The 21,081-nt window shown below is 62.1% G+C and carries 24 protein-coding genes and 1 tRNA gene; 17 read left to right on the forward strand and 8 right to left on the reverse strand.

Annotation, left to right across the window (positions count from 1 at the left end; genetic code table 11):
- Positions 1–19: 19 nt before the first annotated feature.
- From AC1RUK_RS23515 to AC1RUK_RS23540, 6 genes are read left to right on the forward strand one after another with little or no spacing between them, the layout of a single operon-like run.
- Positions 20–1,555, forward strand: coding sequence for a TadE/TadG family type IV pilus assembly protein (locus tag AC1RUK_RS23515; protein WP_481838732.1), 1,536 nt, complete (start codon positions 20–22; stop codon positions 1,553–1,555).
- Complete coding sequence (locus AC1RUK_RS23520) at positions 1,555–2,073, forward strand: TadE/TadG family type IV pilus assembly protein (protein WP_481838731.1); 519 nt, start codon at positions 1,555–1,557, stop codon at positions 2,071–2,073. Before AC1RUK_RS23515 ends, AC1RUK_RS23520 begins: the two co-directional genes overlap by 1 nt.
- Positions 2,073–2,708, forward strand: coding sequence for a TadE/TadG family type IV pilus assembly protein (locus AC1RUK_RS23525; protein WP_481839413.1), 636 nt, complete (start codon positions 2,073–2,075; stop codon positions 2,706–2,708). Before AC1RUK_RS23520 ends, AC1RUK_RS23525 begins: the two co-directional genes overlap by 1 nt.
- On the forward strand, positions 2,705–3,868 hold the full coding sequence (locus AC1RUK_RS23530) for a CpaE/TadZ family protein (protein WP_481838730.1): 1,164 nt from the start codon (positions 2,705–2,707) through the stop codon (positions 3,866–3,868). The genes AC1RUK_RS23525 and AC1RUK_RS23530 overlap by 4 nt, the downstream gene beginning before the upstream one ends.
- Entirely contained in the window at positions 3,855–4,439 is a 585-nt protein-coding gene (locus AC1RUK_RS23535) for a L,D-transpeptidase (protein WP_481838729.1), read from the forward strand. Before AC1RUK_RS23530 ends, AC1RUK_RS23535 begins: the two co-directional genes overlap by 14 nt.
- Positions 4,436–5,008 (forward strand): hypothetical protein, encoded by a 573-nt coding sequence (locus tag AC1RUK_RS23540; protein ID WP_481838728.1) that lies wholly within the window; start codon positions 4,436–4,438, stop codon positions 5,006–5,008. The genes AC1RUK_RS23535 and AC1RUK_RS23540 overlap by 4 nt, the downstream gene beginning before the upstream one ends.
- Positions 5,009–5,016: 8 nt before the next feature.
- Here AC1RUK_RS23540 and AC1RUK_RS23545 read toward each other — a convergent pair whose 3' ends face one another.
- Positions 5,017–5,553 (reverse strand): hypothetical protein, encoded by a 537-nt coding sequence (locus AC1RUK_RS23545; RefSeq protein ID WP_481838727.1) that lies wholly within the window; start codon positions 5,551–5,553, stop codon positions 5,017–5,019.
- 191 nt (positions 5,554–5,744) lie between these two features.
- On the opposite strand from AC1RUK_RS23545, the gene AC1RUK_RS23550 reads away from it, so the two are divergent.
- Both AC1RUK_RS23550 and AC1RUK_RS23555 read left to right on the forward strand, forming a co-directional pair.
- On the forward strand, positions 5,745–6,458 hold the full coding sequence (locus AC1RUK_RS23550) for a thermonuclease family protein (RefSeq protein WP_481838726.1): 714 nt from the start codon (positions 5,745–5,747) through the stop codon (positions 6,456–6,458).
- Positions 6,459–6,652: 194 nt separating this feature from the next.
- Positions 6,653–7,408, forward strand: a complete 756-nt coding sequence (locus tag AC1RUK_RS23555) for a GGDEF domain-containing protein (RefSeq protein WP_481840124.1) — start codon at positions 6,653–6,655, stop codon at positions 7,406–7,408.
- Between the two features lie 364 nt (positions 7,409–7,772).
- Here the strand turns inward: AC1RUK_RS23555 and AC1RUK_RS23560 are convergent, their stop codons facing one another.
- The 4 genes from AC1RUK_RS23560 to AC1RUK_RS23575 form a co-directional block, all read right to left on the reverse strand.
- Entirely contained in the window at positions 7,773–8,534 is a 762-nt protein-coding gene (locus AC1RUK_RS23560) for a ParB N-terminal domain-containing protein (protein WP_481838724.1), read from the reverse strand.
- Positions 8,531–9,004, reverse strand: coding sequence for a hypothetical protein (locus tag AC1RUK_RS23565; RefSeq protein ID WP_481838723.1), 474 nt, complete (start codon positions 9,002–9,004; stop codon positions 8,531–8,533). The genes AC1RUK_RS23560 and AC1RUK_RS23565 overlap by 4 nt, the downstream gene beginning before the upstream one ends.
- A 373-nt stretch (positions 9,005–9,377) precedes the next feature.
- Positions 9,378–11,078, reverse strand: coding sequence for an adenylate/guanylate cyclase domain-containing protein (locus tag AC1RUK_RS23570; RefSeq protein ID WP_481838722.1), 1,701 nt, complete (start codon positions 11,076–11,078; stop codon positions 9,378–9,380).
- Between the two features lie 122 nt (positions 11,079–11,200).
- Entirely contained in the window at positions 11,201–11,812 is a 612-nt protein-coding gene (locus tag AC1RUK_RS23575) for a recombinase family protein (protein WP_481838721.1), read from the reverse strand.
- A 359-nt stretch (positions 11,813–12,171) separates the two neighbouring features.
- Here AC1RUK_RS23575 and AC1RUK_RS23580 point away from each other — a divergent pair, with 359 nt between their 5' ends.
- The 3 genes from AC1RUK_RS23580 to AC1RUK_RS23590 all read left to right on the forward strand — a co-directional run bounded on the left by AC1RUK_RS23580 (position 12,172) and on the right by AC1RUK_RS23590 (position 12,948).
- Positions 12,172–12,351 (forward strand): hypothetical protein, encoded by a 180-nt coding sequence (locus tag AC1RUK_RS23580; protein WP_481838720.1) that lies wholly within the window; start codon positions 12,172–12,174, stop codon positions 12,349–12,351.
- A gap of 129 nt (positions 12,352–12,480) precedes the next feature.
- Entirely contained in the window at positions 12,481–12,699 is a 219-nt protein-coding gene (locus AC1RUK_RS23585; RefSeq protein WP_481838719.1) for a hypothetical protein, read from the forward strand.
- Positions 12,700–12,702: 3 nt separating this feature from the next.
- Positions 12,703–12,948 (forward strand): DUF982 domain-containing protein, encoded by a 246-nt coding sequence (locus AC1RUK_RS23590; protein ID WP_481838718.1) that lies wholly within the window; start codon positions 12,703–12,705, stop codon positions 12,946–12,948.
- Positions 12,949–13,173: 225 nt separating this feature from the next.
- On the opposite strand, the gene AC1RUK_RS23595 is transcribed toward AC1RUK_RS23590, so the two are convergent.
- Positions 13,174–13,761 (reverse strand): sulfocyanin-like copper-binding protein, encoded by a 588-nt coding sequence (locus tag AC1RUK_RS23595; protein ID WP_481838717.1) that lies wholly within the window; start codon positions 13,759–13,761, stop codon positions 13,174–13,176.
- Positions 13,762–14,340: 579 nt separating this feature from the next.
- Here AC1RUK_RS23595 and AC1RUK_RS23605 point away from each other — a divergent pair.
- Complete coding sequence (locus AC1RUK_RS23605; RefSeq protein WP_481839630.1) at positions 14,341–15,087, forward strand: hypothetical protein; 747 nt, start codon at positions 14,341–14,343, stop codon at positions 15,085–15,087.
- Between the two features lie 3 nt (positions 15,088–15,090).
- Here the strand turns inward: AC1RUK_RS23605 and AC1RUK_RS23610 are convergent, their stop codons facing one another.
- Complete coding sequence (locus AC1RUK_RS23610; RefSeq protein ID WP_481838716.1) at positions 15,091–16,776, reverse strand: DUF6538 domain-containing protein; 1,686 nt, start codon at positions 16,774–16,776, stop codon at positions 15,091–15,093.
- A gap of 79 nt (positions 16,777–16,855) precedes the next feature.
- A tRNA-Thr gene (locus AC1RUK_RS23615) sits at positions 16,856–16,930 on the reverse strand.
- A gap of 161 nt (positions 16,931–17,091) precedes the next feature.
- Here AC1RUK_RS23615 and AC1RUK_RS23620 point away from each other — a divergent pair.
- The 5 genes from AC1RUK_RS23620 (at position 17,092) to AC1RUK_RS23640 (ending at position 21,081) form a co-directional block, all read left to right on the forward strand.
- Positions 17,092–17,268, forward strand: coding sequence for a hypothetical protein (locus tag AC1RUK_RS23620; protein ID WP_481838715.1), 177 nt, complete (start codon positions 17,092–17,094; stop codon positions 17,266–17,268).
- 140 nt (positions 17,269–17,408) lie between these two features.
- Positions 17,409–18,701: a UDP-N-acetylglucosamine 1-carboxyvinyltransferase gene (gene murA / locus AC1RUK_RS23625; RefSeq protein ID WP_481838714.1), complete on the forward strand. Its 1,293-nt coding sequence runs from the start codon at positions 17,409–17,411 to the stop codon at positions 18,699–18,701.
- A gap of 152 nt (positions 18,702–18,853) precedes the next feature.
- Complete coding sequence (locus tag AC1RUK_RS23630; protein ID WP_436170805.1) at positions 18,854–19,288, forward strand: DUF2948 family protein; 435 nt, start codon at positions 18,854–18,856, stop codon at positions 19,286–19,288.
- Between the two features lie 9 nt (positions 19,289–19,297).
- On the forward strand, positions 19,298–20,590 hold the full coding sequence (hisD, locus tag AC1RUK_RS23635; RefSeq protein ID WP_481838713.1) for a histidinol dehydrogenase: 1,293 nt from the start codon (positions 19,298–19,300) through the stop codon (positions 20,588–20,590).
- Between the two features lie 5 nt (positions 20,591–20,595).
- On the forward strand, positions 20,596–21,081 hold the full coding sequence (locus AC1RUK_RS23640) for a UPF0262 family protein (RefSeq protein ID WP_481838712.1): 486 nt from the start codon (positions 20,596–20,598) through the stop codon (positions 21,079–21,081).

Genomic DNA, 21,081 nt, shown 5'->3' on the forward strand with positions numbered 1-21,081 from the left:
GGGAGCTAAGAGTAAGGTCATGTTGGGGACCATTCGTGCGTTCTGGAACGATCAACGCGGCATAGCGCTGATCCTCGTCAGCGTCATGCTGCCGGCGATCATCGGCTTCTCGCTGTTGGCGATCGACGCGAGCCGGATGAACAATCTGCACAACGACTTGCAGAAAGGCACCGACGCACTGGCTCTTGCCGCCGCGGCCGAACTGAACGGCCGGTCCGACGCCTGGACACGCGCCGAGAACGCGCTGACCAATCTCGTTTCCAACAGCACCAGGTTCTCGGATGGAGGCACCGTACCGCTGACCACCGGGACCGGAGCCACCACTGTGGACTCGACCTATTCGGCGTGCCGGTCGAAAGGGCAGATTTCATGGTGTTTCCTCGCCTCCATTCCAGCAAACGACTCCGACCCGATTACGTCAGCCAACTATGCCGCATCGGCAATCGTGACCCGGTTCATTCAGGTAAAAGCACATCCGGAGACCTTGACGCCGTTTTTCCCCGTTTCGATTGCCTCCTCGGGAAATGCTGCCGACGCCAGCTACAATCTCAGCACGGTCTCGGTGGCCGGTTTTACCTCCGGCGTCTGCAACTACACCCCCGTCTTCATGTGTAACCCATATGAGATGGTGAATGGCACCAATTCGGCGGGCGGGGCAACTCTCGAGCAGGCTGTGACGGATCCTGCTGTTCATCGCCGGCTGATCGAACTGCGGATGGTCGGCAATGGCGCTGGCTACGGTCCGGGCAATTTCGGCTTCCTGGCACCGCCGGATGATGTCGGCAATGGTGCTCAGGCACTCGCACAGACAATCGCCACCTCGACACCCCTCGGCTGCTATTCGGCGCAGGGCGTAAGCACCAAGACCGGCCAGAACAATGGCCCGGTCCAGGACGCGTTCAATGTCCGCTTCGGCATCGAGGCCAGCGGAAATGCCTTCAACAGTGCCGTATACGGACCAGCCGCCAATGTTCGAAAGGGAGCGTCGTCGAGCGGCAATGGTAACGGTAATAGCAACCAGTGCCCGCAGTACAATCAGTTGACGTTCAATGGAACGGGCAATATGGGCCTGCCCCGGGATGCCGCTACGCCCTATATGGGTGGGCGAATGGGCGACGGAGATTGGAACCTCTCCGGCTATTGGAGCACCAATTTCAGCTCCGCCAGCTATCCCTCTGCGTGGAATACGACCAAGCCGACCCGCTACCAGGTCTACAGACACGAGATAGCAAATAGCCTGGTCGGAACGGCCTCGACCGGGGGCGAGGTGGGAACCCCGCCGAGCTCGTGCCAGCCGGCAGTCACCTCCGTCGACCGTAGACTACTCTACGGCGCGATCCTGAACTGCAACGCGCTTCAGGCCGCCGGCAACAATTTGAGCGGCAACAGCACCAACCTGCCCGTCGAAGCCTTCGCCAGTTTCTTCATGACGGAGCCTGTGCCGGGTGCGTCGGAGGGAGGGTCGGTCTTTGTCGAGCTCGTCGACATTACTGGCCGCGGCGGACAAGGAACTCTCGACAACTTCCTGCGCGACGAAGCGCAGCTTTACCGGTGATGACGACAATGGTTCGGCTGATAGCTCGCCATCTCCGGAGATTTAGGCGCGACCAGCGCGGCACGGTGCTTATTGAAATGGCGATAGTTGCACCGCTGATGCTGCTTTTGTCGGCTGGCGTGTTCGAGTTCGGCAATCTCATCCATGACAAGCTGTTGATGGAAGCCGGCCTTGACGATGCAGCGCGTTTCGCCGCGCGTTGCAACAGCCAAATCTACACTCAAGCCAATCTGACAATTAACTGTGCCCTCGTTGCAGAAAACATTGCCGAGCACGGCAATGTTGGCGGCACCGGCACTGAGCGCGTTCCCGGGTTAAGCGTGACCATCAACACTTCTACTTGCTACAACACGGTCGACGTCAACGGGGTCGTTCTCTACCTCTCGACGACATCCCAAGTCTGCGTTGTGACGGCATCCGGCACTTATGCGTATGGCGGCATCGGCATGCTCTCTCTGCTCGGCATTGGCCCGATCACGCTCAACGCCAGCCATCAGGAGCGGTTCATCCGATATTGATGATGTTGAAGCGGTTCGTGACATCGGAAGACGGAGCGACGATGGTCGAAATGGCCATCGCGATGACGCTGCTGCTCACCTTGACCCTCGGCTTCGTCGATTTCGGCTATGCCTTATATCAGTGGAATGCCGCGACCAAGGCCGTGCAGATCGGCGCCCGGCTTGCATCCATTTCCAATCCGGTTGCAACCGCGCTTGCGACAGCCGCACCGACCACGACCCCGGGCGCTCCGGTGGTTGCCGGCGCCTATGGGCCGTTCGCCTGCAGCTATGCCGGAGCCACTGGCTCCTGCACCAACAGCGGCGCATTCGACGCCACCAATTTCAGTCGCATCTTTCGCGGGGACACAGCCGTCACCAACGACGATGAATGCCCGCCTCTCTCGGCAAACCAGCGACCCGGCATGTGTCACTTCTTCCCTGGCTTGCTGCGCAGCAACGTCGTCGTGACCTACTCCGCTACCGGCCTCGGCTATCAGACCCGCCTGGGCGGCCCAGTGCCGACCATCACTGTCAATCTTCAGAACATTACATTCCAGTTCTTCTTTCTGGGCGGCCTCGGATACGGAAACCTCACAATGCCCTCCATGCTGAGTACGGTCACGGGCGAAGATTTGAAGAGTACCGCGTCATGAATGCCATCAACACCAAGGTCCTTCCGACAAAACGCAAGCAGGTCGCCCTGTTTTCATCCGATCCGAATTTCAAGCGCGATGTCACCGCTAGGCTCGAGGCGCTGGCGATCTACGATGTCAGGATTTCCGATACGGGCGACTTCCTCAAGGGGCCGCCCGCCGACACGCGCCCCGGCATCGTCATCCTCGACTTTGGCCATGGCGAGCTGCTCGGCCAGCCGGGCATCGTCGAGGCGCGCGCCAAATGGGCAACGGTGCCGCTGATCGCGGTCTCCGACGAACTGACATCGGAGCAGACGCGGGCGCTGGTGCGCATGAACGCTTCGGACTGGCTGCACAAGCCGCTCGACGCCAAGGAACTGCTCAACGCCGTCACCTTCCACGACACCGGCAACCAGGGCACCAAGAGCCGCATCATCACCTTCATCGGCGCCAGCGGCGGCGCCGGCGCGACAACGCTGGCCCTGTCGGCGGCGGAATTCCTGGCGTCGAAATCATCCGAGCGCGCGGCTTCGACCTGCCTGGTCGATCTCGACTTCCAGAGCGCCAATTGCGGCGCCTATCTCAACCAGTTCAACCAGTTCGACCTGGCCGGCATCATCGGCATGCCGGAAAGGCTGGACGTCGAGCTGATGGACGTCATCAAGCTGTCGCGCCCGTCCGGCCTGACGCTCTATTCCTTCGAGCGGCCGCAGCTGCCGTTCGAGCCGCAGGGCGCCGATTTCGTGTTCAGGCTGCTCGACCTCGTCGCCTACCGGTTCGACGACATCGTCATCGACCTGCCGAACATCGAGACGCCCTGGCAGAATTCGGTGCTGTCGACGAGCGACGAGATCTTCATCGTCTTCGAGCTCAACGTCGCCTCGCTGCGCCAGGGCAAGCGGCTCTACAAGAAGATCCGGGAATTGCGCGGCAATAAGGTGAGCATCACGCTGGTCGCCAACAAGCACAAGCGCAAATGGTTCGGGAACCACTTCTCGCGCAGCGAACTGGAAAAGATCTTCAAGGCGCCGCACATCAAATCGGTCGCGCTCGACAATGCGCTTCTGACCGATGCGCTCAATCGTGCTATCCTGCCTTTGGAGGTGGACAGGCGGGCGCGCTTCAACAAGGATCTGAAGCTGATGTTCAAGGAACGGCTGGACGATGCCGCTCGCTAGCCACCGCTTCGCGCAAGGGTTCACCGGCGCCTGCATGATGGGCCTGGCACTGGCGTCGGCCTGCGGTCCCGCCGAGGCCCGGTCGGCCCTTCTGGACCGCCCGCCGCTGCCGGCCATGGGCCCCAGCCTGCGCAAGGCGGTCGCCTTCACAACCAGCGAACAGGCCGGCACGATCATCATCCGCAAGGACGAGAAGGCGCTCTACCTGGTGACCAGCCAGGGGCAGGCATTGCGCTATCAGATCAGCGTCGGCCGCGACGGCTTCGGCTGGACCGGGACCGTCAAGGTCGGCGCGAAGACGGAATGGCCCGAATGGCGGCCGCCCAAGGAAATGCGCGCCCGCCAGCCGGAGCTGCCGGCCATGGTGCCAGCCGGTCCCTACAACCCGCTCGGCGCACGCGCGCTTTACCTCTCCCGGGACGGGCGCGACACGCTCTACCGTATCCATGGCACCAACGATCCCAAGGGGGTCGGCTTCGACGGAACATCGGGCTGTTTTCGCCTTACCAACACCGATGTGATCGATCTCTTCAAGCGCGTCGCGGTGGGCGCAAAGGTGGTGGTGGAATGACTATGATCAGCGATCCGGACATGCCGGCGATCGAACTCGGCGCGCAAGAAGTCGCCGCCGGCAAGCCAAGCCGCAAAGGCACCATCGGCGTCGTCGTCGCGGGCGCTGCTTTGGTCACCCTGGTGAACCTGACGGCCGCCGTCTACCTCTACCGCGGCATGAACGATTTGCGCGTCGTCGAAGCCCGGCTGGAGCAGCTCGGGCAGTTCGAGCAGCGCATCGGCGCCCGCCTCGATACGATCAACAACGGCTTCCAGAGCCGGTTCGAAAAACTGGACAGCGACCTGCAGGCGAATTTCAACGAAATCGACCGCGGCATTGCCCGGCTCGAGCAGAACCCGCCGCTTGCCGCCAGCGACGAAGGCATGGGCGCGCCCGAGCCGACGGTGGTCACGACAAGCACCGCGGAAGAGGGCCCTGCCGTTGCCGAAAACATGGCGGAGCCGGACGCGATCGAGATGCCGCGTCCGCCGAGAAAGCGGACCCCGGCTGTTGCACCGCCGCCAAACCCCGCCTACCAGCGCATCCAGCAGGCGGACGGCAAGGTCTACTATCGGAAGATCAACTAGACGCCGGCCTAGAAGTCGCGCTGCAGCGCCAGGATGCGGATTGCGCGCGCTTCGGTGCGCTGCCTGGCTTCGCTGAGGAAGGCAACGTGGCAATAGGCGCATGCGGCTGCGCCGAGAGCCAGTACCAGGCTGTTCTTCAAGGTGAAGTCGACCATCAGCGAGAATTGCATGCCTCTCGGCGCCGTGAATGAGGCAATCGTGCTCGCCGTTTCCGAATGACTGCCGACGGCAATCATCATCCCGGCGAAAAGCAGGGCGACGTGGTTGGCCAGGAAGAAGGCGGCCGATCCCCTCGCCCGGCACGCCATCCAGCAAAGAATGGACGCACTGGCCAGCATGGCGGCGTCAAGCGCGAACGAGCCACCCAGATAAAGGCCGACCTGCTGCCAGAACATCGTTGCCAATGGGCGCAGTTCAAGCCAGATCCGCCACATTGCGGGACTGGACGGATAGGCTCCGAGCAGGAACGTCGCCGTTCGCTCCGCCGCCAGAATGAGCAGCATGAGGGCTGGGAAGGCAAAGAGCAGTATCGGTTTGCGCTTCATGTCATCCTCGACGATCCGAGGCGTAGATTAGGCGGCAGAGATTTCACAAGGCTTAACGGCGGCAGGCCCACAAAGTCTGTGATATGCTTGCACCGACGGCGAGGATCGCCGGCGCGGACGGGTTCAGCGAACGATCGATGCCGTTTTCCCAGGCGATATCGGCTTTGGCGGCAAGCCAAGCGAGCAGGCCGATGAGCGGCGCGGGTCTGGCGCAGAGGCCCGGCCCGGCGATCGCGTTCGGGGCCGTCGGGCTGCTGGCCGGGGTCTTGCTGATCATCTGGGCGGGCGCCCTGCTCGCGGTCGACCGGCCCAATCTTGCGCCGGCACAGGCTGTCGACGGCGGGCCGCCGAGCCCAGACGTTGCGCGCCCTCCCGAGGCGGGACCGCAACAGCCGGCACGCAGGATCGCCCAGGACCTCATTGCTCCGCCGCCGCTCGAAGTATCGGCAATCGAGCGGATCGAGCCCCGCCTCCCGCTTGGCGAGCTTGGTCTGGCCTCATGGCCGGAAACGCCGATGCCGGACGACTGGCGGGAGACCCTGCTCTACCGTCCGATCGCCACTTCGTCGGCGACTGTCGAGGCCATGGGCAGGACGGTGGCCATCAGCGGCACGCTGGGCGTCGATCCGGACAAAAGCTGTTCGTTTGGCGAGGCGGCCTGGCCTTGCGGTCAGCGAGCCCGCGCGGCCTTCAATGCCTGGCTGCGCGGGCGGGCGCTGAAGTGCTTCGTGCCGCCGGAGACCGACCGTTTCACCATCGCCGCGCCCTGCAAGCTCGGCAACCAGGATGTCGGCGCCTGGCTGGTGGCCAATGGCTGGGCGATGGCGGCGCCCGGCGGTATCTACGGCAAGGCGGAGGCTACAGCCAGGACTGCCGGCATGGGCATATTCGGACCGCCGCAATAGTCGGCCGGCCGCGAAGCCCCGGATATTTCTTTTGTTAACCGTTGCGGCGCAGTTTTCCCCTGGAGCAAGCGCGGATTGATGTTTTGGCTCGGGTAGGGGCGTCATTTGGCCTATTCATCAAATTGTACGGTTCCTCGAAACTGAAATTGCAACACACAGGCCTTATGCCAGCGCATTCGACAGGAGATTGGCCGGTGAAGAGAACAATGACGACCAGCGCTGCCCATGCGTGGAAAGAAGTCGCGTGGTTGACCCTTCTGGGGACCGCCGGCTGTCTCGGCCTTTCGCTGGGCCTCAACTATCTGCTTCTGTTCAGCGAAGGGCTGACGCCGTTCGCACGCAGCATGATCACGGCAGCGCTTCTGCCCCTGGCGATCGGCCTGCCGCTTTTCATGGTGATCGGCTGGAAGCAGATCGAGCTTCGCCGCTACCGGCAGGAGCTCAACCGTTCCGCGACCTATGACAGGCTGACCGGCTGCCTGAACGGGCCTGTTTTCACGTCGCTGGTCGAAAGACGGGCATCGAGGCCAGCGCAGAGCGGCCCGCGCTCCGGCGCCTTCCTGGTGATCCACCCGGAGCATCTCAGGTCGCTCAATCTTCGCTTCGGTCTGGAATGGGGCGACGAGGCCCTGCGGCTCATCGCCTCGACCATACAATCGTCGGTGCGCAAGGAAGATCTCGTCGGCCGCATCGGCACGTCGATGTTCGGCGTCTTTCTGCCCGGCGCGACCGAACAGGATGCGAAGGACATCGGCGAGCGCATCCGAGCCCGCGTCGCGCAGGTCTATTTCGCGCCGAAGGGCGCGGAAGCCGTGCTGGCCATCAGCGTCGGCGGCGTCGTGTTCGAGCACGAACTCGCCTTCGAGGACATGTTCCGGTCGGCGGAGGAGCGTTTGTCGCAATCCCGGGACGTACTGGAATTGTCGCATATAGGCGACGACCGCAGCTGAAGCGACGGATCTGGCCGAGTCATGGTTGAGAGAACTGGTGCTGCGAGAGAGGATTGAACTCGGTCAACAACACGCCAACTATCTGTTTCTATTGAGACTTTCCTGCCGCTGAATTTGACCTGTGTACCAGCCCTGTGTCTTCTCGACAAGGGCGGCCCGCAAGTGTGGTGCAGGCGGAATGCGTCCTCCCTCCTTTACGGTGACAGTCGCCCGTAAGGTCCTCACGAAACCAGTCAGCATGTTTCGAGGTCCTCACGTTGATTGCGGCGCTGAAGCCCTTGTGGCGTATGGGATTGAGCATCAAATGAACCGGGCGGTTGTCTCCCCGACGAAAGAAACTTGTGATGGCTGGGGATTTCCCCACTTAGAAGTCATCGGCTGACACCGGCAGGCGCTTCACGATTTCCCTCTCGACAGCCGAAAGTTCCGCCAAGATGGCCTCCAACTCATCCCGTCCCCTGATCACACGGACCCTTAAGGCGACTTCTTGAAGATGTCCGATTGCGGCGTCGCGGTGTCCCGCGTCTCGGTTGTAGGGTCCGTCGAAGGTATCATCATGCGGTTCCGGAAACTCCTCCGTGCGCTCTCTTTGAAGCTGCAGGTAGGTCATCGGCGCGTCGGCCTTCAGCCACTTCAGGACTGTCTTGTGCGCAATCCCTCCAAGGTCGATTGCCATCTCCCTCGCCGACTTGATTTTGCCGTTGGCTCTGCCTCCTCGCGGGCCGGGATGGCGGTGCTGCTTAGCTTTGAGGTAGTTGCGAAACGCCGCTCGCTTCTCCTTCGGCGACAGCTTCTCGCCGTGCAGGAGGTTGGCCCGTGACGCCAACCACAGGATTTCCTCGCGGCCCGTGACGGTTACGATCTCGGCTTCGATCAACTCCTTGCCCAGTTCCATCGCTGCGGTGGCACGGTGCCAGCCGTCAATGATCGTGTAGACTTTCTTTGCCCCTTTCGCCTGAGCCTCGGCCACCTGAATTGCCGGGAACCCTGTAACCGTGGGGCCCTCCGGGTCGTACTCGGCCATGGCCTGACGATAGCGGCGAACCAAGTCTCGCTTGGTCTTCTCCCTGATCTGGGTATCCACATCGAACATGATGTCGGCAACGCGGATGTGTTTGGTGTTCAAGTCTGATCGCCCTTCGGATACGCCCGGAGCAGAGCGGCTGCCCGATGTTGAATTAGGAGTTCTGTGGCTTGCTCCAACGCCTCGCCTATGTGCCTCAGGACCCGTCCACGGGACCTCGGGTAGACGTGCAGTTCCCTCGCGCTGGCACCCTCGCCCCACTTCTTGTGCGTCCCTGAGGCCATGCGATGAACCAGCTTCGCAGCCTGAACGCGCTTGAACTCGGCCTTGAGGTCCGCTTGGGGGTCGTCGCGGATAATCATTTCGATTGCGAGCCAAGCCGCCACCACCCGACGAGGGTCCACTGCGGCCTTTCGAAGCCTCGCCCAAGCGGCCTTGGCGCGGTCCTGAGGAGACAGTCCGCGAAGCCTGAACGCCTCCACATGCGGCCCTGAGGCTTGCAGCAGGGAGGCCACACGGTCGACAGCATTGCGGACGTAGGTGTCATCCCCATGAGCCTCCAGCCATGCCATCGCGGCGGCCCGGTATGGTGCGATCTCGCGTGCCCCGTAGGATGGACGGTACGGGCTCCCATGGCGTGCGTAGTGGTCCGCATGGGGACGACAGAACCGCGTATCCAGCCCATCCTCCGTGCCCGCTCTGGCCTGCTTGCTGCAGCCTACTACGCGACAGCGGCTGAACATGCTGCTCGGCTCCTTGGCGCGCACCTTCACTTCTGCCTTGCGCTCGCGCTTGGCCGTCCAATTCGTCAATGCTGGTATTCCTCAAAATGGCCACCCCGTATCAACGGGCAGGCAGGCGTCTACCAGCGCAGCGGGCCGGACGACAGAGATAAATCGGCGCGGCTTGGTTACGCAGCGCAAACTGCTCCGGCGGACGGCCAACTCACGCCGGCAATCCGGCCTTGATGAGCCCTTCGCGGAGAAGCTCCCTGTCTTCGGCGTGTTCAAGCAGGACGCTCTTGCGCATGTACTCGGCTGTCGAGAAATCGGGTTGCAACCGTAGGATCTCCGCAACCGCTGCCTGTGTCTCTGCTGTCCGCCCAAGCTGGGCGTAGCACGCCGCGAGCCGCGCGAACGACCACGAGGTTGGCAGCGGCGTCTGCTTGAACGCCTGGGCGGCCTCTTCAAAGCGCCGAAGGGAAAAAAGGGCAATGCCGGAGAAAGGACGGTACCAGCGAGAACGCAATGGGTTAAGGCGATTGGCTGCCTCCAAACAAGTCAGTGCCTCTTCGGGCCTCCCTCGACAGGTCATCAAGCGACCCTTCATGAGCAGTCCGTCTGCATCGTTGGGGTTCAGTTCGAATGCCCTTCCGAGGTGTTGCTCGGCTTGGTCGTACTCACGGCGGTTGAAGCAGATAGTCGATAGTATGCGGTGGCAGCGGCTCTCCAGGGGGTCAAGTTCGATCGCGTGCTTTGCCTCGATGAATGCCCTGTCCAGGACTTCGACCGGTGCGGAGGCGAAACCACTCAGTGCCAGCTTGACGAATGCGCGATACGAATGCGCGACGGCATACCTGGGATCGAGCGCAACCGCCTTCTCGAACATCTCAAGGGCTTGCTGAATGGCAGTGTCCGCGTCACTGCGAAAGTGGGCCATGCCGCGCAGCAAGCATTCGTAGGCGGCAAGGCTGGTTGTCGGCTTTCGGAGCGATTGCTGAAGTCTCGCATCTTCAATTCGCCCAACCAGCGTCGTCACGATCGTCTGCGCGACTTCGTCCTGCACAACGAAGATGTCATCCGGGCTTCGATCGTAGCGCTCGGCCCATAGGTGCGCGCCGGTCACGGCCTCGATGAGCTGCGCGGTGATCCGCAAGCGCGAGCCAGCCCGCCGTACGCTGCCTTCGAGAAGATAGGACACGCCAAGCTGCCGTCCGATCTCGGCGAGGCTGGTCGCCTTGCCGCGAAAGGCAAAGGAGGAGTTGCGGGCGATGACGAAGAGCGAACGGAAGCGAGCAAGTCCGGTGATGATGTCTTCGGTGATCCCGTCGCTGAAGTATGTCTCTTCGGGCTGCCCGCTCAGATTGTCGAACGGAAGCACTGCGATTGAGGGTCTGTCGGGCAAGGATAGCGGCGCACCGGCGGCAGGCGGTGCCGATCCCTCGGACCAGCACCAAACGCGGACCGGCTGCGCGATGTTCTTCAGCTTGCGCTCGCCGGTGTCTTCAAAGGCGAAGTCAGTCTTGCCGGCCAGCTGCTTCTGCACCGCATCGGCAATGCAAATGCCCCCAGGCTCCGCCAGTGCCTCAAGCCGTGCCGCGATGTTGACGCCATCCCCGAGCAGGTCGCCGTCCTCCACGACAACGTCACCGACGTTGATGCCGATGCGGAACACGATGCGGTTCTCGGGCGGGACCTCCCGCTGATGCGCCGCCGTCCCCTCCTGCACGGCGACAGCACAGGCCACGGCATCGACAACGGAGCCAAACTCCACGATTGCGCCATCCCCCATCAGCTTGACGATACGGCCTCGGTGGTCTGCGATCAGCGGGTCAATCACTTGGGAGCGAAGCGTCCTGATCGACGCGAGTGTACGGGCCTCATCCGCTTCGATCAGGCTTGAATAGGCCACGATGTCGGCGGCCATGATCGCAGCGAGCCGCCGCTCCACCCGAACATTTGGCATAAGATGCCTTCCTGTGCATCGCTAAGGCGAGCGCCCAATCTTCGCAGCTTCAAGTGCGACCCGCAATCCGAATGGTAATGGGTTCAAGGTAGGCGCTTCGCCAGCTTCGCGAGCGTCGAGCGTGAGCAGTTGGTGGCCGTCACGACGGTGTTCCAGCTCTGCCCCTTCCGCAGCATGTCCAGGATTGCCTCGTTGCGCTCTGCGTCCTCGGGCCGGCCCTTCATGCGCCCTTCAGCCTTGGCCTTGGCGATGCCCTGAGCCTGTCTGCGGCGTCGGTCGTCATAGTCCTTGCGGGCAATGGCAGCGAGCATGTCGAGCAGCATTCCATTGATGGCGTCGAACATGCGCCCGGTGAAGGCGTCCTCGGTCTTCATCATCACGTGCGAGGTCGGCAGGTCCAGCGCAACGACCTTGACCTCTCGGTCCTTGATCTCGCGCTTGAGCTGGTCCCAGTCCTTATCCGACAGTCGGCTCAAGCGGTCGACCTGTTCGGTGAGCAGGATGTCGCCCGGCTTGCTGTCCCTGAGTAACCGGAACAGCTCTGGCCGGTGCAGCGAAGCGCCGCTCTCGTTCTCCTCGTAGGTGGCGGCGATGGTCAGCCCTCGGTCGCGGCAGAACGCCTCAAGGTCCTCCCGCGCACGCCCTGCGTCCTGCTCCTTGGTTGACGCCCTGAGGTAGGCTCGGATGAATGTCACGGTGTGCGCTCCAGTTCGGTTTGACTGGTTCGCTAATAGATGGTTCGCTTTGACTGGTCAAGAGGCATTTAGCGAACCAGCTTCGACCCGGTACGGGAAGGGCACACCTTATGAGACCACCCAAACACTGACAGGACAGCCCTCGGCCACGATCAGTCTCGCGAGGGTGCAAGCGTGGTCACACTGGCTAACGGATCGAGCCGCTCGCCCGATGAGCGAAGCGAGCCTGTCCCGGGCGCGTGAGGCTGGTGTGTGTGACAACCGAAGGGGGCATGGGGGTAGTCGCGCGAGCCGGTCGTCCAATCCCCCCGCTCACAGATTTCTACCAAACATTCCGACCCGCCCTAAATAGTCGCCCCATGCCCCAGCGTTACGACATAGAGAAGACACCTGAAGGCTCGTGGGACATCGTCGACGTATTCACCGGGCTGCCGGTGGTCGAGGTGGGCGTCCCCTTGATCGACATGCCCATCGAGGAGGCCGACGATCTGGTCGACCTTCTCAACTGTCGCGACAGGGCACAGCGGGGAGACACTTAGGCTCTCTCGCTACGACAATTCATCAACCAATCCTTCAGCCAATTCGACACGGTCTCGAACATCGATTTGATTTCGTTCACGCAGAGGCTAATGATCGGATGTCGTTGGCGTCCTTTGAGGGTGGGTCGCATGAGCATCCGTAGCGTCTCAGGTCTTACGGCGGAACAGGTGGTTGTCGTACTCCTCGAAAGTGCGGATCGTGGCGACATCGTTTCGGTCAAAGTGGCAATGAACCAAGCCCGGGAAACCGCACCGCACTTGCTGGAAACGGATGAAGAGCTAACCGAGGCTATCGTGACCGTTGCGACCGCCTTGGGCCTCGTCGTTGCCTTCGATCTACGCGAATAGCCTATGGCTCTCCATTGGTTCAACCCTCCGGTCTACGTCAGGACTGATCGCCCTGGCATCCGCTTCGGGGTCAGCCACGTCGAGGGGGCCGCTGAGCAACTCCTCAAGTGGAGCAAGCGTGGCCCTAAATGGAAGCAGGCGGTGGAGACCTGCATGGCAGCCATTGAAGGACAGGTGCCTTCTCAGGACGCCCGCAGGGCATTCGAGGCAGCGGCCAAGGAAGAGAACAGGTTCCTCCCACCTGCTTAGGCCCCTGACCGTCCAGGCGTCACTCTATGTCGGGCACGTCGCCGCCAACAAAGAGCGTGGTCGGCTCCCCGTACTCCCCGAGCGAGGGGTTCGCATCACGCGACCACGCAATGACCCCGGCACGTTTCCCTGCCAAGCCCTTCCGGTCCTTATCGCTCGGTCCTCGGTCTGCTGCTCGGCTGGCCCATAAGACGCCATGGCGCGCAGGGCTTGCTCGCGCAGACCCTATGGACGTCCTGGGGGCTGCTCCTGCGGAAACTTGTCTTCATGGACGATTGCCACGGCCCGCTCAAGGTTGCTTCTCACCTCGAAACCAATCCAGTGTCCGTCCATTAGGTGCGTTTGTCTCGGACAGGCGAGGAAATAGTTCCCCGCCTGCTGCGCAACGAAGTTGAGTTGTCTCCTCTCATTGATTTTGATCCCCTCAAGCGGAGCGGTGTACGCTCCCCAAATCGCGTCCTCAGCCTTCAACTTCACTGGCATCTCTGACTGAGCATAGACCCGGGTCACCATCAGGCCGTGCCAGAAATTCGAGGAGCCATTGATGAACTCGATCTGTACCGACCATTCTTCTGGCACGATGATCGTGAGATTGCCGCCCCAGTACCCGTTGAAGTCGATAATGTCGGTCCGGATGTTGTCCCTGCGGTAGCGCTCGATTTGGTTCCAATCGGCAACAATCTCTATGGCGACCGTCTTGGCTGCGGGATCGTTTTTGATCCAACTCGGGACGAAAGGCTCCCTTGCCAGCGCAATTCCAGGCAACAATCCCAAGGCGAAGGCGAGAAGGGCAAGGTGGGCAAAACGCGTCATCGCAAGGTTCCTCCCAAGCGGGGTGGCCCTGTGCAATCGACCGCAATCGAGGTCGACTGGGCCTTTCCTTCCTTCCTTCCTTCCTTCCTTGAGGAAGAGAATACTATCACAAAACCACGCCAGCAAACCCACCTCTGGGTGGAACGGAACAAAGCTGTCCTCGCCGGAGGCGGCCCAAGCGAACACCGCGTGTAGGTCAATGTCTGCCCCGAAGGCGAAGGAGGGATTAACGGGTCACTCCCCGATTGCCCCAAACGCTTGATGCTTCGCAGAGAGGCGAATTGACTGAATGAGGAATTAGTTCCTATTCTGGATCATGCCCAACACTGGCGGACGACCAAGCATCGTTTTTTTCAGTTTCTCGATGCCAGTATCCTTCCCGATAACATGTTGGTGTGCATTGGCATTCAAACCGCAGAACACGTCGCGGTCTTGTCATCACGTCTTCATGCCGCGTGGGCGATTGCTACTGGTGGTTGGCTCGGCGTAGGAAACGACCCTCGTTACTCCAAATCGCGGACCTTCGATCCGTTTCCGTTCCCCCAGGCTGTCGACCCGCGACTTGGGACGAGTGATCCATTGTTCGCGCAACAGGAGCGCCTTCGGGGTCTGGGAGAACGTCTGGACACATTCCGGAAGGACCGTCTCGCTGAACATGCCTTCCTGACAATGACCGGCCTCTACAACGCACTTGAGCGGCTGCGTGAACTGGAGAGTGGCTGTCCTGTCCCAGCGCTTAGCGAGACCGAACGCGATATTCATCAAGCCGGCTTGATCTCCGTGCTGAAGGAAATCCATGACGACATAGATCGTACCGTCTTGGCTTCCTACGGCTGGGAAGACTTGATCCCGGCGTTAGTCGGCAAGCCGGGAGCGACCCTTCCACCAGTCCACAAGTCAGCCAAACAGGAACAGGCGGAAGAGGATTTATTGAACCGCCTGGTTGCCCTGAATGTGCAGCGAGCAGCGGAAGAGAAGCGTGGCACCGTCCATTGGCTAAGGCCCGAGTTCCAAGTCCCCAAACTCGCAGGAAGGACACCTCAGGCAACAGAGGAACATGTCGGGATGCTGGATGTCGTTCTCCCCGACACTTCAGGGCGGCCGCGTTGGCCCACTGACGGGCTGGAGCAGATAAGGGTAGTGCGTGATCTCCTCCACAAGGCAGCAACCCCAGCCCCGTCTGACGCCATCGCAGCGGCCTTCGATGGCAAGTCCACCGCCAAGCGCAAGGACCGAGTTGGACAAGTGCTTGAGACCCTCGTCGCCACCGGCATCGCCCGCACAGGCGAGCTTGACGGACAGCGCCGCTACTTCCTGCCGAGGTAACCTTCAGCGTCTCTTCGCACGTGGTTGGTTCGCTGCTGGTCGTTCGGGGCGCATCCTGATCGGCCGCGCGGTCAGGCGCTGGTTTGATGGACGGTAGTCGGTTAGCTCCACCTCGAACTTCGGCAGCTTGCTGATCTCTCGATCAAGTGCCACCGGCGACCAGTCGCCATAGCCTTCCCGTGCGTCTTGCGGGCCGCTTCCCAACATGTGGTCTCGCGCCTGCTTGTCCATGTCATGGTCCCGCGAGAGTGTTGTGAACAGGTGTCGCCAAGCATGGCTCGGCTTCCCACCCGGCGCCCGGATACCAAGTTCTTTCGTGATCCATTTCCCAACCCGGTTACCCGCCTCTTTAGCCCGCAGCTTGCCCGGTAGCGCGGCGAGGTCCGTGTCGGACGGATAGGGAACGTAGAAGGCAGGGCCATCGCCGATGTCTCTGAACATGTCGAGAATGCCGAGTTGCACGAGGTGCGGATGAACGGCCGTAATCCACCCCTTTCCGCTCTTGGTTGAACCGTCCTCCGGAGTAATAAAGAGGAAGGGGACCCCGTCTTGCTCTCGGAGGCTTGCGCCGCGCAACTGTGTGACCTCTGTGACCCTGAGGCCGGTGTAGGCGCAAATCCACGGCACCCAGAAGATGGCACGGAGGTGAGGCGCTGAGATTGCTTTGGACGTGCCTTTGAAGGTCGCCGACAGGATCGCCTTGGCCTGTTCGGGGCTGTAGCCTTTCGACCCGGTGGGCGCTGGACCGGTCCTCTGGTCACGGATGCCCTTGGCGACGTTGTCCGGAAGGCCGAACTCCTTCACAGCGTGGCTCAGAACGGCGCTCAAAGCCGCACGATACTTATCGTTGATCGTCTTCGGCGCGAGACCTTCCGCCATTAGCTTGTCACGCCATTCTCTGACGTCGTCCTTCGTGACGCTCCGCGCATCGGCGTGGCCGATCACCGCGACGAATTTCTTGAGATAGCCCCGATAGTCCTCTCTGGTCTTGGCCTTGAAGGACTGCGTGGCAAACTTGTGATCCAGCAGGTTGAACAGGTCAAACTTGCCAGCGGCGACCGGCGCGCGATGTGAGGTGCCTTCCCGTGCTGGTTCCCAAGGCGGAAACCGCTTGGCCGCGTCATTGGGTGAATAGTCGCCTTGGGCCTTCCGAAGGTTCGCTTCGGCGGCGAGCTGGATCGCCTTGAAGGTCGCGTGGACGACGCGCGTCCGGCTCAGTTGATCGGTGTTGACGCCCTGCTTCGCGAACAGCTCGTCCACCGTTGGACCGAACCATAGCTCCAGTTCGCCGCTGTCCTGCTTGGCTTGGTTGAGCCGAAGCACTTCCTTCCAGATGCCTTCTTCTCCCGGTTCGCTGTCCAACATTTCCACGAGGTCGGAATAAAGCAATCCGGCCAATGCCTGCACTTGCCGCTGAGTAAGGGGCTGGGGTCCACCCCGCTGTCTTTGCCAGAACTCTTGGAGCGCAGTATCGGCCTGACGGTGCCGAGCCTTGGCTTCAGCGGGATCTTTTGTTGCAAGACTGACCTTGACCACTGGTCCAACTTTGACAAGTTTTGTGGCATCGCCGACCGGGATTGCAACCGCACCTTCAATGGGACTGGATGCCAGATCGGATGGGACACGCTGTCGAAGGTAATAGACGCCAGTGTCTGGATGCTTCCAAGGTCCGGGCATTCGCAAGCTCATGTGTACCACCCCTGTGTACCAGACGGGCGGCGAATAGACCAACAAATACAGAAACTTGTTGCCAATCAAGGAGATGGGATGGTGCTGCGAGAGAGGATTGAACTCTCGACCTCTCCCTTACCAAGGGAGTGCTCTACCACTGAGCTACCGCAGCCGCCGATGGCGGGGCTTCTGCCATATCGAACCGGCAAGCGCAAGGCCAAGCGCAACGCATCTGTGAAAGCCTTTGCCGGATAGCTTTTGATGACATGGCGGCGCCACAATGTTGGCTATCCCTGAATGCCGGGCTGGCGGGTCGCCGGCCGGGACGGGACGATGGACGACAAGACAATTCTACCGAAAAAGAGTGGCGCGAGCCGCAAGGACAGGCTTGCCGAGCAGTTGCGCGCCAATCTGCAGAAACGCAAGGCGCAGTCGCGCTCGCGGCGAACCGGCGCGGCCGACGAGCGGCCTGAAGGGCTGCAGGCGTCGGGCAAAACTGGAAAAGATTAACTCAAATCAGCCACACTGGCCGGCCACACTTGGTCCAAGGCTGTGGAAATCCTATTCCTTGAACCAAGCCGGCCAATGGTCTAGACGGGCCGATACTCAAACGATTGAAACCGGCCTTTCGGCCGAGGGGACGTTCTTCCATGGATCGCATCAGAATTGTCGGCGGCAACAAGCTTGCCGGAAGCATTCCGATTTCGGGCGCCAAAAACGCAGCACTTCCGCTGATGATCGCCTCGCTGCTCACCGACGACACGCTGACGTTGGAGAACGTGCCGCATCTGGCCGATGTCGAGCAGCTGATCCGCATTCTCGGCAATCACGGCGTCGACTATTCGGTCAACGGCCGCCGTGAAAAGCAGCAGGAAGGCTATTCGCGCACCATCAATTTCTCCGCCCGCAACATCGTCGACACCACCGCGCCCTATGAGCTGGTGTCGAAGATGCGTGCGTCCTTCTGGGTCATCGGGCCGCTGCTGGCGCGCATGGGCGAGGCGAAAGTGTCGCTGCCCGGCGGCTGCGCCATCGGCACGCGCCCGGTCGATCTGTTCCTCGAAGGCCTGCAGGCGTTGGGCGCCGATCTTGACGTCGACACCGGCTATGTCATCGCCAAGACCAAGAACGGCCGCCTCGTTGGCAACCGCTACGTGTTCCCGAAAGTGTCTGTGGGCGCCACCCATGTGCTGATGATGGCGGCGTCGCTGGCCAAGGGTGAAACGGTGCTTGAGAACGCCGCGTGCGAGCCCGAGATCGTCAATCTCGCCGACTGCCTCAACGCCATGGGCGCGAAGATTTCCGGCGCCGGCACGCCAACCATCACCATCGACGGCGTCGAGGTGCTGTCCGGCGCCCGCGTCCGGGTCATTCCGGACCGCATCGAGACCGGCACCTATGCCATGGCCGTGGCAATGACCGGCGGCGACGTCGTGCTGGAGGGCGCCCGCCCCGAGCTGTTGCAGACCGCGCTTGACGTCATTGCCCAGACCGGTGCCGAGATCACGCCAACCAATTCCGGCATCCGCGTGCGGCGCAACGGCGCCGGCATTGCGCCGGTCGACGTGACGACAGCGCCCTTCCCGGCTTTCCCGACCGATTTGCAGGCGCAGTTCATGGGCCTGATGACCATGGCCAAGGGCAAGTCGCGCATCACCGAGACGATCTTCGAAAACCGCTTCATGCATGTGCAGGAGCTCGCCCGGCTCGGCGCCCACATCACGCTCTCCGGCCAGACGGCGATCGTCGACGGTGTGTCGAAGCTTAAGGGCGCGCCCGTGATGGCGACAGACCTGCGCGCCTCGGTGTCGCTGGTGATTGCCGGCCTGGCGGCCGAAGGCGAGACCACGGTCAACCGCGTCTATCACCTCGACCGCGGCTTCGAGCGGCTGGAGGAAAAGCTCTCGGGCTGTGGCGCGGTGATCGAGCGGATTTCCGGGTAAGCGATTTTCGCAAGGCCTGGCGAGCGGTCGGACGGACTGGAAGACCTCCAGATTCCTGCCTGAGCATGATCTTTTCCGAAAACCGGTTTCCACTTTTCGGGATCATGCTCTAACAGAAGGCGGAACAGTCAACTTTCAGGTGCGAAATCCGCATGAATGCCCTCAAGCTTGTCGCCCTCGACGATCAGGATCTGAGCATCGTCTCGGCCCATGTCCAGGATGCTGTGATGAAGGTCGGCGACCTTGAATTCCTGCCGGCGGCCAAGCGCTTCGTGCTGACCATGAACCGCTTCGTCTGGGAGGCGAAATCCGGCCTGTTCCGCCAGCACAATGAGCGGCGGCAGGCAGTGCTGCATTTCGACCGCGTGCTCGGCGCCAAGACCAACGGCATTGCCCGAAACAAACCGGCCGAGGTGCTGTCGCTGCTGGCGATCAGCTTCGTCGAAATCAGCAAGCCGGCCGGCATCGTCGAACTGATCTTTGCGGGCGGTGGCACGATCATGCTCGATGTCGAGTGCATCGAGGCCCGCCTTGCCGACATTAGCGGCGCCTGGGAAGCAACCTCGCGCCCCGTGCACAGGGCCTGAGCGCATCAGATGGCCATCACGCTCCGCCAGTCCGAAACCGATTTCGAACAGCGTTTCGCCGCCTTCCTGTTGACCAAGCGGGAGGTGTCGGAGGACGTCGATGCCGCCGTGCGCGCCATCATCGCGCGCCTGCGCGCCGAGGGCGACGCGGCACTGATCGACTACACGCTGAAATTCGACAAGGCCGACCTGAACAAGCTCGGCATTGCCGTTTCCAGGGACGACATCACCAAGGCTTATGCAGATGCCGATCCGGCGACGATCGAGGCACTGAGCTTCGCGCGCGACCGCATCCGCTCCCATCACGAGCGGCAGAAGCCGAAGGACGACCTCTATATCGATGCCGCCGGCGTCGAGCTCGGCTCGCGCTGGACGGCGATCGAAGCGGTCGGGCTCTATGTACCGGGCGGCACGGCGAGCTACCCGAGCTCGGTTCTGATGAACGCCGTGCCGGCCAAGGTGGCGGGCGTCGAGCGCATCGTCATGGTGGTGCCGGCGCCCGGCGGCGTCATCAACCCGCTGGTGCTGGTGGCGGCTGATATTGCCGGCGTGTCCGAGATCTACCGCGTCGGCGGCGCGCAGGCGATCGCCGCACTCGCCTATGGCACCGAGACGATCAGGCCGGTCGCCAAGATCGTCGGGCCTGGCAATGCCTATGTCGCGGCCGCCAAGCGCCAGGTGTTCGGCACCGTCGGCATCGACATGATCGCCGGACCGTCGGAAGTGCTGGTCGTGGCCGACGGCAGCAACGATCCCGACTGGATCGCCGCCGACCTTTTGGCCCAGGCCGAGCATGACGTGTCGGCGCAGTCGATCCTGATCACCGACGATCCGGCTTTCGGCAGGGCAGTCGAACAGGCTGTCGAGCGCCAGTTGCAGAGCCTGCCGCGCGCCGAGACGGCTGCGGCGAGCTGGCGCGACTTCGGCGCGGTGATCCTGGTGCCGGCGATCGAGGCCTCGTTGCCGCTGGTCGACCGCATCGCGGCCGAACATGTCGAGCTTGCCATCGACGAGCCGGAAGCCTTTCTGTCCAGGATGCGCAATGCGGGTGCTGTGTTCCTCGGCCGTCATACGCCGGAGGTCATCGGGGACTATGTCGGCGGCTCCAACCATGTGCTGCCAACGGCGCGTTCGGCCCGCTTTTCCTCAGGCCTTTCGGTGCTCGATTTCGTAAAGCGTACCTCGACCCTGAAGCTCGGGCCGGAGCAGCTCCGGGCGCTGGCGCCCGCGGCGATCGCGCTGGCCAAGGCGGAGGGGCTGGATGCGCATGGACGTTCCGTCGCCATCAGGCTGAACATGTAGCAACCATGTCTGACTACGATCGAACCCGCGCCAGGCTGATCGACGTCGAACTCGACGAATCGATCGGCCGTTCGACGCCCGACGTCGAACATGAGCGCGCGGTGGCGATCTTCGACCTGATCGAGGAAAACAGCTTCCAGCCGGTCAATGACGACGGCGCCGGGCCCTACCGGCTGAAGCTGTCGCTGGCCGAGTCGCGCTTGGTGTTTGCGGTGGCGCGCGAGGACGGTGCTGCCGTCGTCACCCACATCCTGTCGCTGACGCCGCTGCGGCGCATCGTCAGGGATTACTATTTGATCTGCGAAAGCTACTACGACGCCATCCGCTCCTCGACGCCCAGCCATATCGAGGCGATCGACATGGGGCGGCGCGGGCTGCACAATGAGGGTTCGCAGACGCTGATGGACCGGCTTGCCGGCAAGATCGACATCGATTTCGACACGGCGCGCCGGCTGTTCACGCTGGTCTGTGTGCTGCACTGGCGAGGCTGA

Source organism: Mesorhizobium monacense (assembly GCF_056781675.1).

What these genes read in the sequence shown, in the direction of transcription:
- AC1RUK_RS23610 (WP_481838716.1), bottom strand. Translation starts at nt 16,776, where the DNA reads ATGAGCTTGCGAATGCCCGGACCTTGGAAGCATCCAGACACTGGCGTC.
- AC1RUK_RS23525 (WP_481839413.1), top strand. Translation starts at nt 2,073, where the DNA reads ATGATGTTGAAGCGGTTCGTGACATCGGAAGACGGAGCGACGATGGTC.
- AC1RUK_RS23545 (WP_481838727.1), bottom strand. Translation starts at nt 5,553, where the DNA reads ATGAAGCGCAAACCGATACTGCTCTTTGCCTTCCCAGCCCTCATGCTG.
- AC1RUK_RS23580 (WP_481838720.1), top strand. Translation starts at nt 12,172, where the DNA reads ATGCCCCAGCGTTACGACATAGAGAAGACACCTGAAGGCTCGTGGGAC.
- AC1RUK_RS23515 (WP_481838732.1), top strand. Translation starts at nt 20, where the DNA reads ATGTTGGGGACCATTCGTGCGTTCTGGAACGATCAACGCGGCATAGCG.
- hisD (WP_481838713.1), top strand. Translation starts at nt 19,298, where the DNA reads ATGGCCATCACGCTCCGCCAGTCCGAAACCGATTTCGAACAGCGTTTC.
- AC1RUK_RS23530 (WP_481838730.1), top strand. Translation starts at nt 2,705, where the DNA reads ATGAATGCCATCAACACCAAGGTCCTTCCGACAAAACGCAAGCAGGTC.
- AC1RUK_RS23640 (WP_481838712.1), top strand. Translation starts at nt 20,596, where the DNA reads ATGTCTGACTACGATCGAACCCGCGCCAGGCTGATCGACGTCGAACTC.
- AC1RUK_RS23565 (WP_481838723.1), bottom strand. Translation starts at nt 9,004, where the DNA reads ATGGCATGGCTGGAGGCTCATGGGGATGACACCTACGTCCGCAATGCT.
- AC1RUK_RS23630 (WP_436170805.1), top strand. Translation starts at nt 18,854, where the DNA reads ATGAATGCCCTCAAGCTTGTCGCCCTCGACGATCAGGATCTGAGCATC.
- murA (WP_481838714.1), top strand. Translation starts at nt 17,409, where the DNA reads ATGGATCGCATCAGAATTGTCGGCGGCAACAAGCTTGCCGGAAGCATT.
- AC1RUK_RS23550 (WP_481838726.1), top strand. Translation starts at nt 5,745, where the DNA reads ATGAGCGGCGCGGGTCTGGCGCAGAGGCCCGGCCCGGCGATCGCGTTC.
- AC1RUK_RS23590 (WP_481838718.1), top strand. Translation starts at nt 12,703, where the DNA reads ATGGCTCTCCATTGGTTCAACCCTCCGGTCTACGTCAGGACTGATCGC.
- AC1RUK_RS23520 (WP_481838731.1), top strand. Translation starts at nt 1,555, where the DNA reads ATGACGACAATGGTTCGGCTGATAGCTCGCCATCTCCGGAGATTTAGG.
- AC1RUK_RS23540 (WP_481838728.1), top strand. Translation starts at nt 4,436, where the DNA reads ATGACTATGATCAGCGATCCGGACATGCCGGCGATCGAACTCGGCGCG.
- AC1RUK_RS23585 (WP_481838719.1), top strand. Translation starts at nt 12,481, where the DNA reads ATGAGCATCCGTAGCGTCTCAGGTCTTACGGCGGAACAGGTGGTTGTC.
- AC1RUK_RS23620 (WP_481838715.1), top strand. Translation starts at nt 17,092, where the DNA reads ATGGACGACAAGACAATTCTACCGAAAAAGAGTGGCGCGAGCCGCAAG.
- AC1RUK_RS23535 (WP_481838729.1), top strand. Translation starts at nt 3,855, where the DNA reads ATGCCGCTCGCTAGCCACCGCTTCGCGCAAGGGTTCACCGGCGCCTGC.
- AC1RUK_RS23595 (WP_481838717.1), bottom strand. Translation starts at nt 13,761, where the DNA reads ATGACGCGTTTTGCCCACCTTGCCCTTCTCGCCTTCGCCTTGGGATTG.
- AC1RUK_RS23570 (WP_481838722.1), bottom strand. Translation starts at nt 11,078, where the DNA reads ATGGCCGCCGACATCGTGGCCTATTCAAGCCTGATCGAAGCGGATGAG.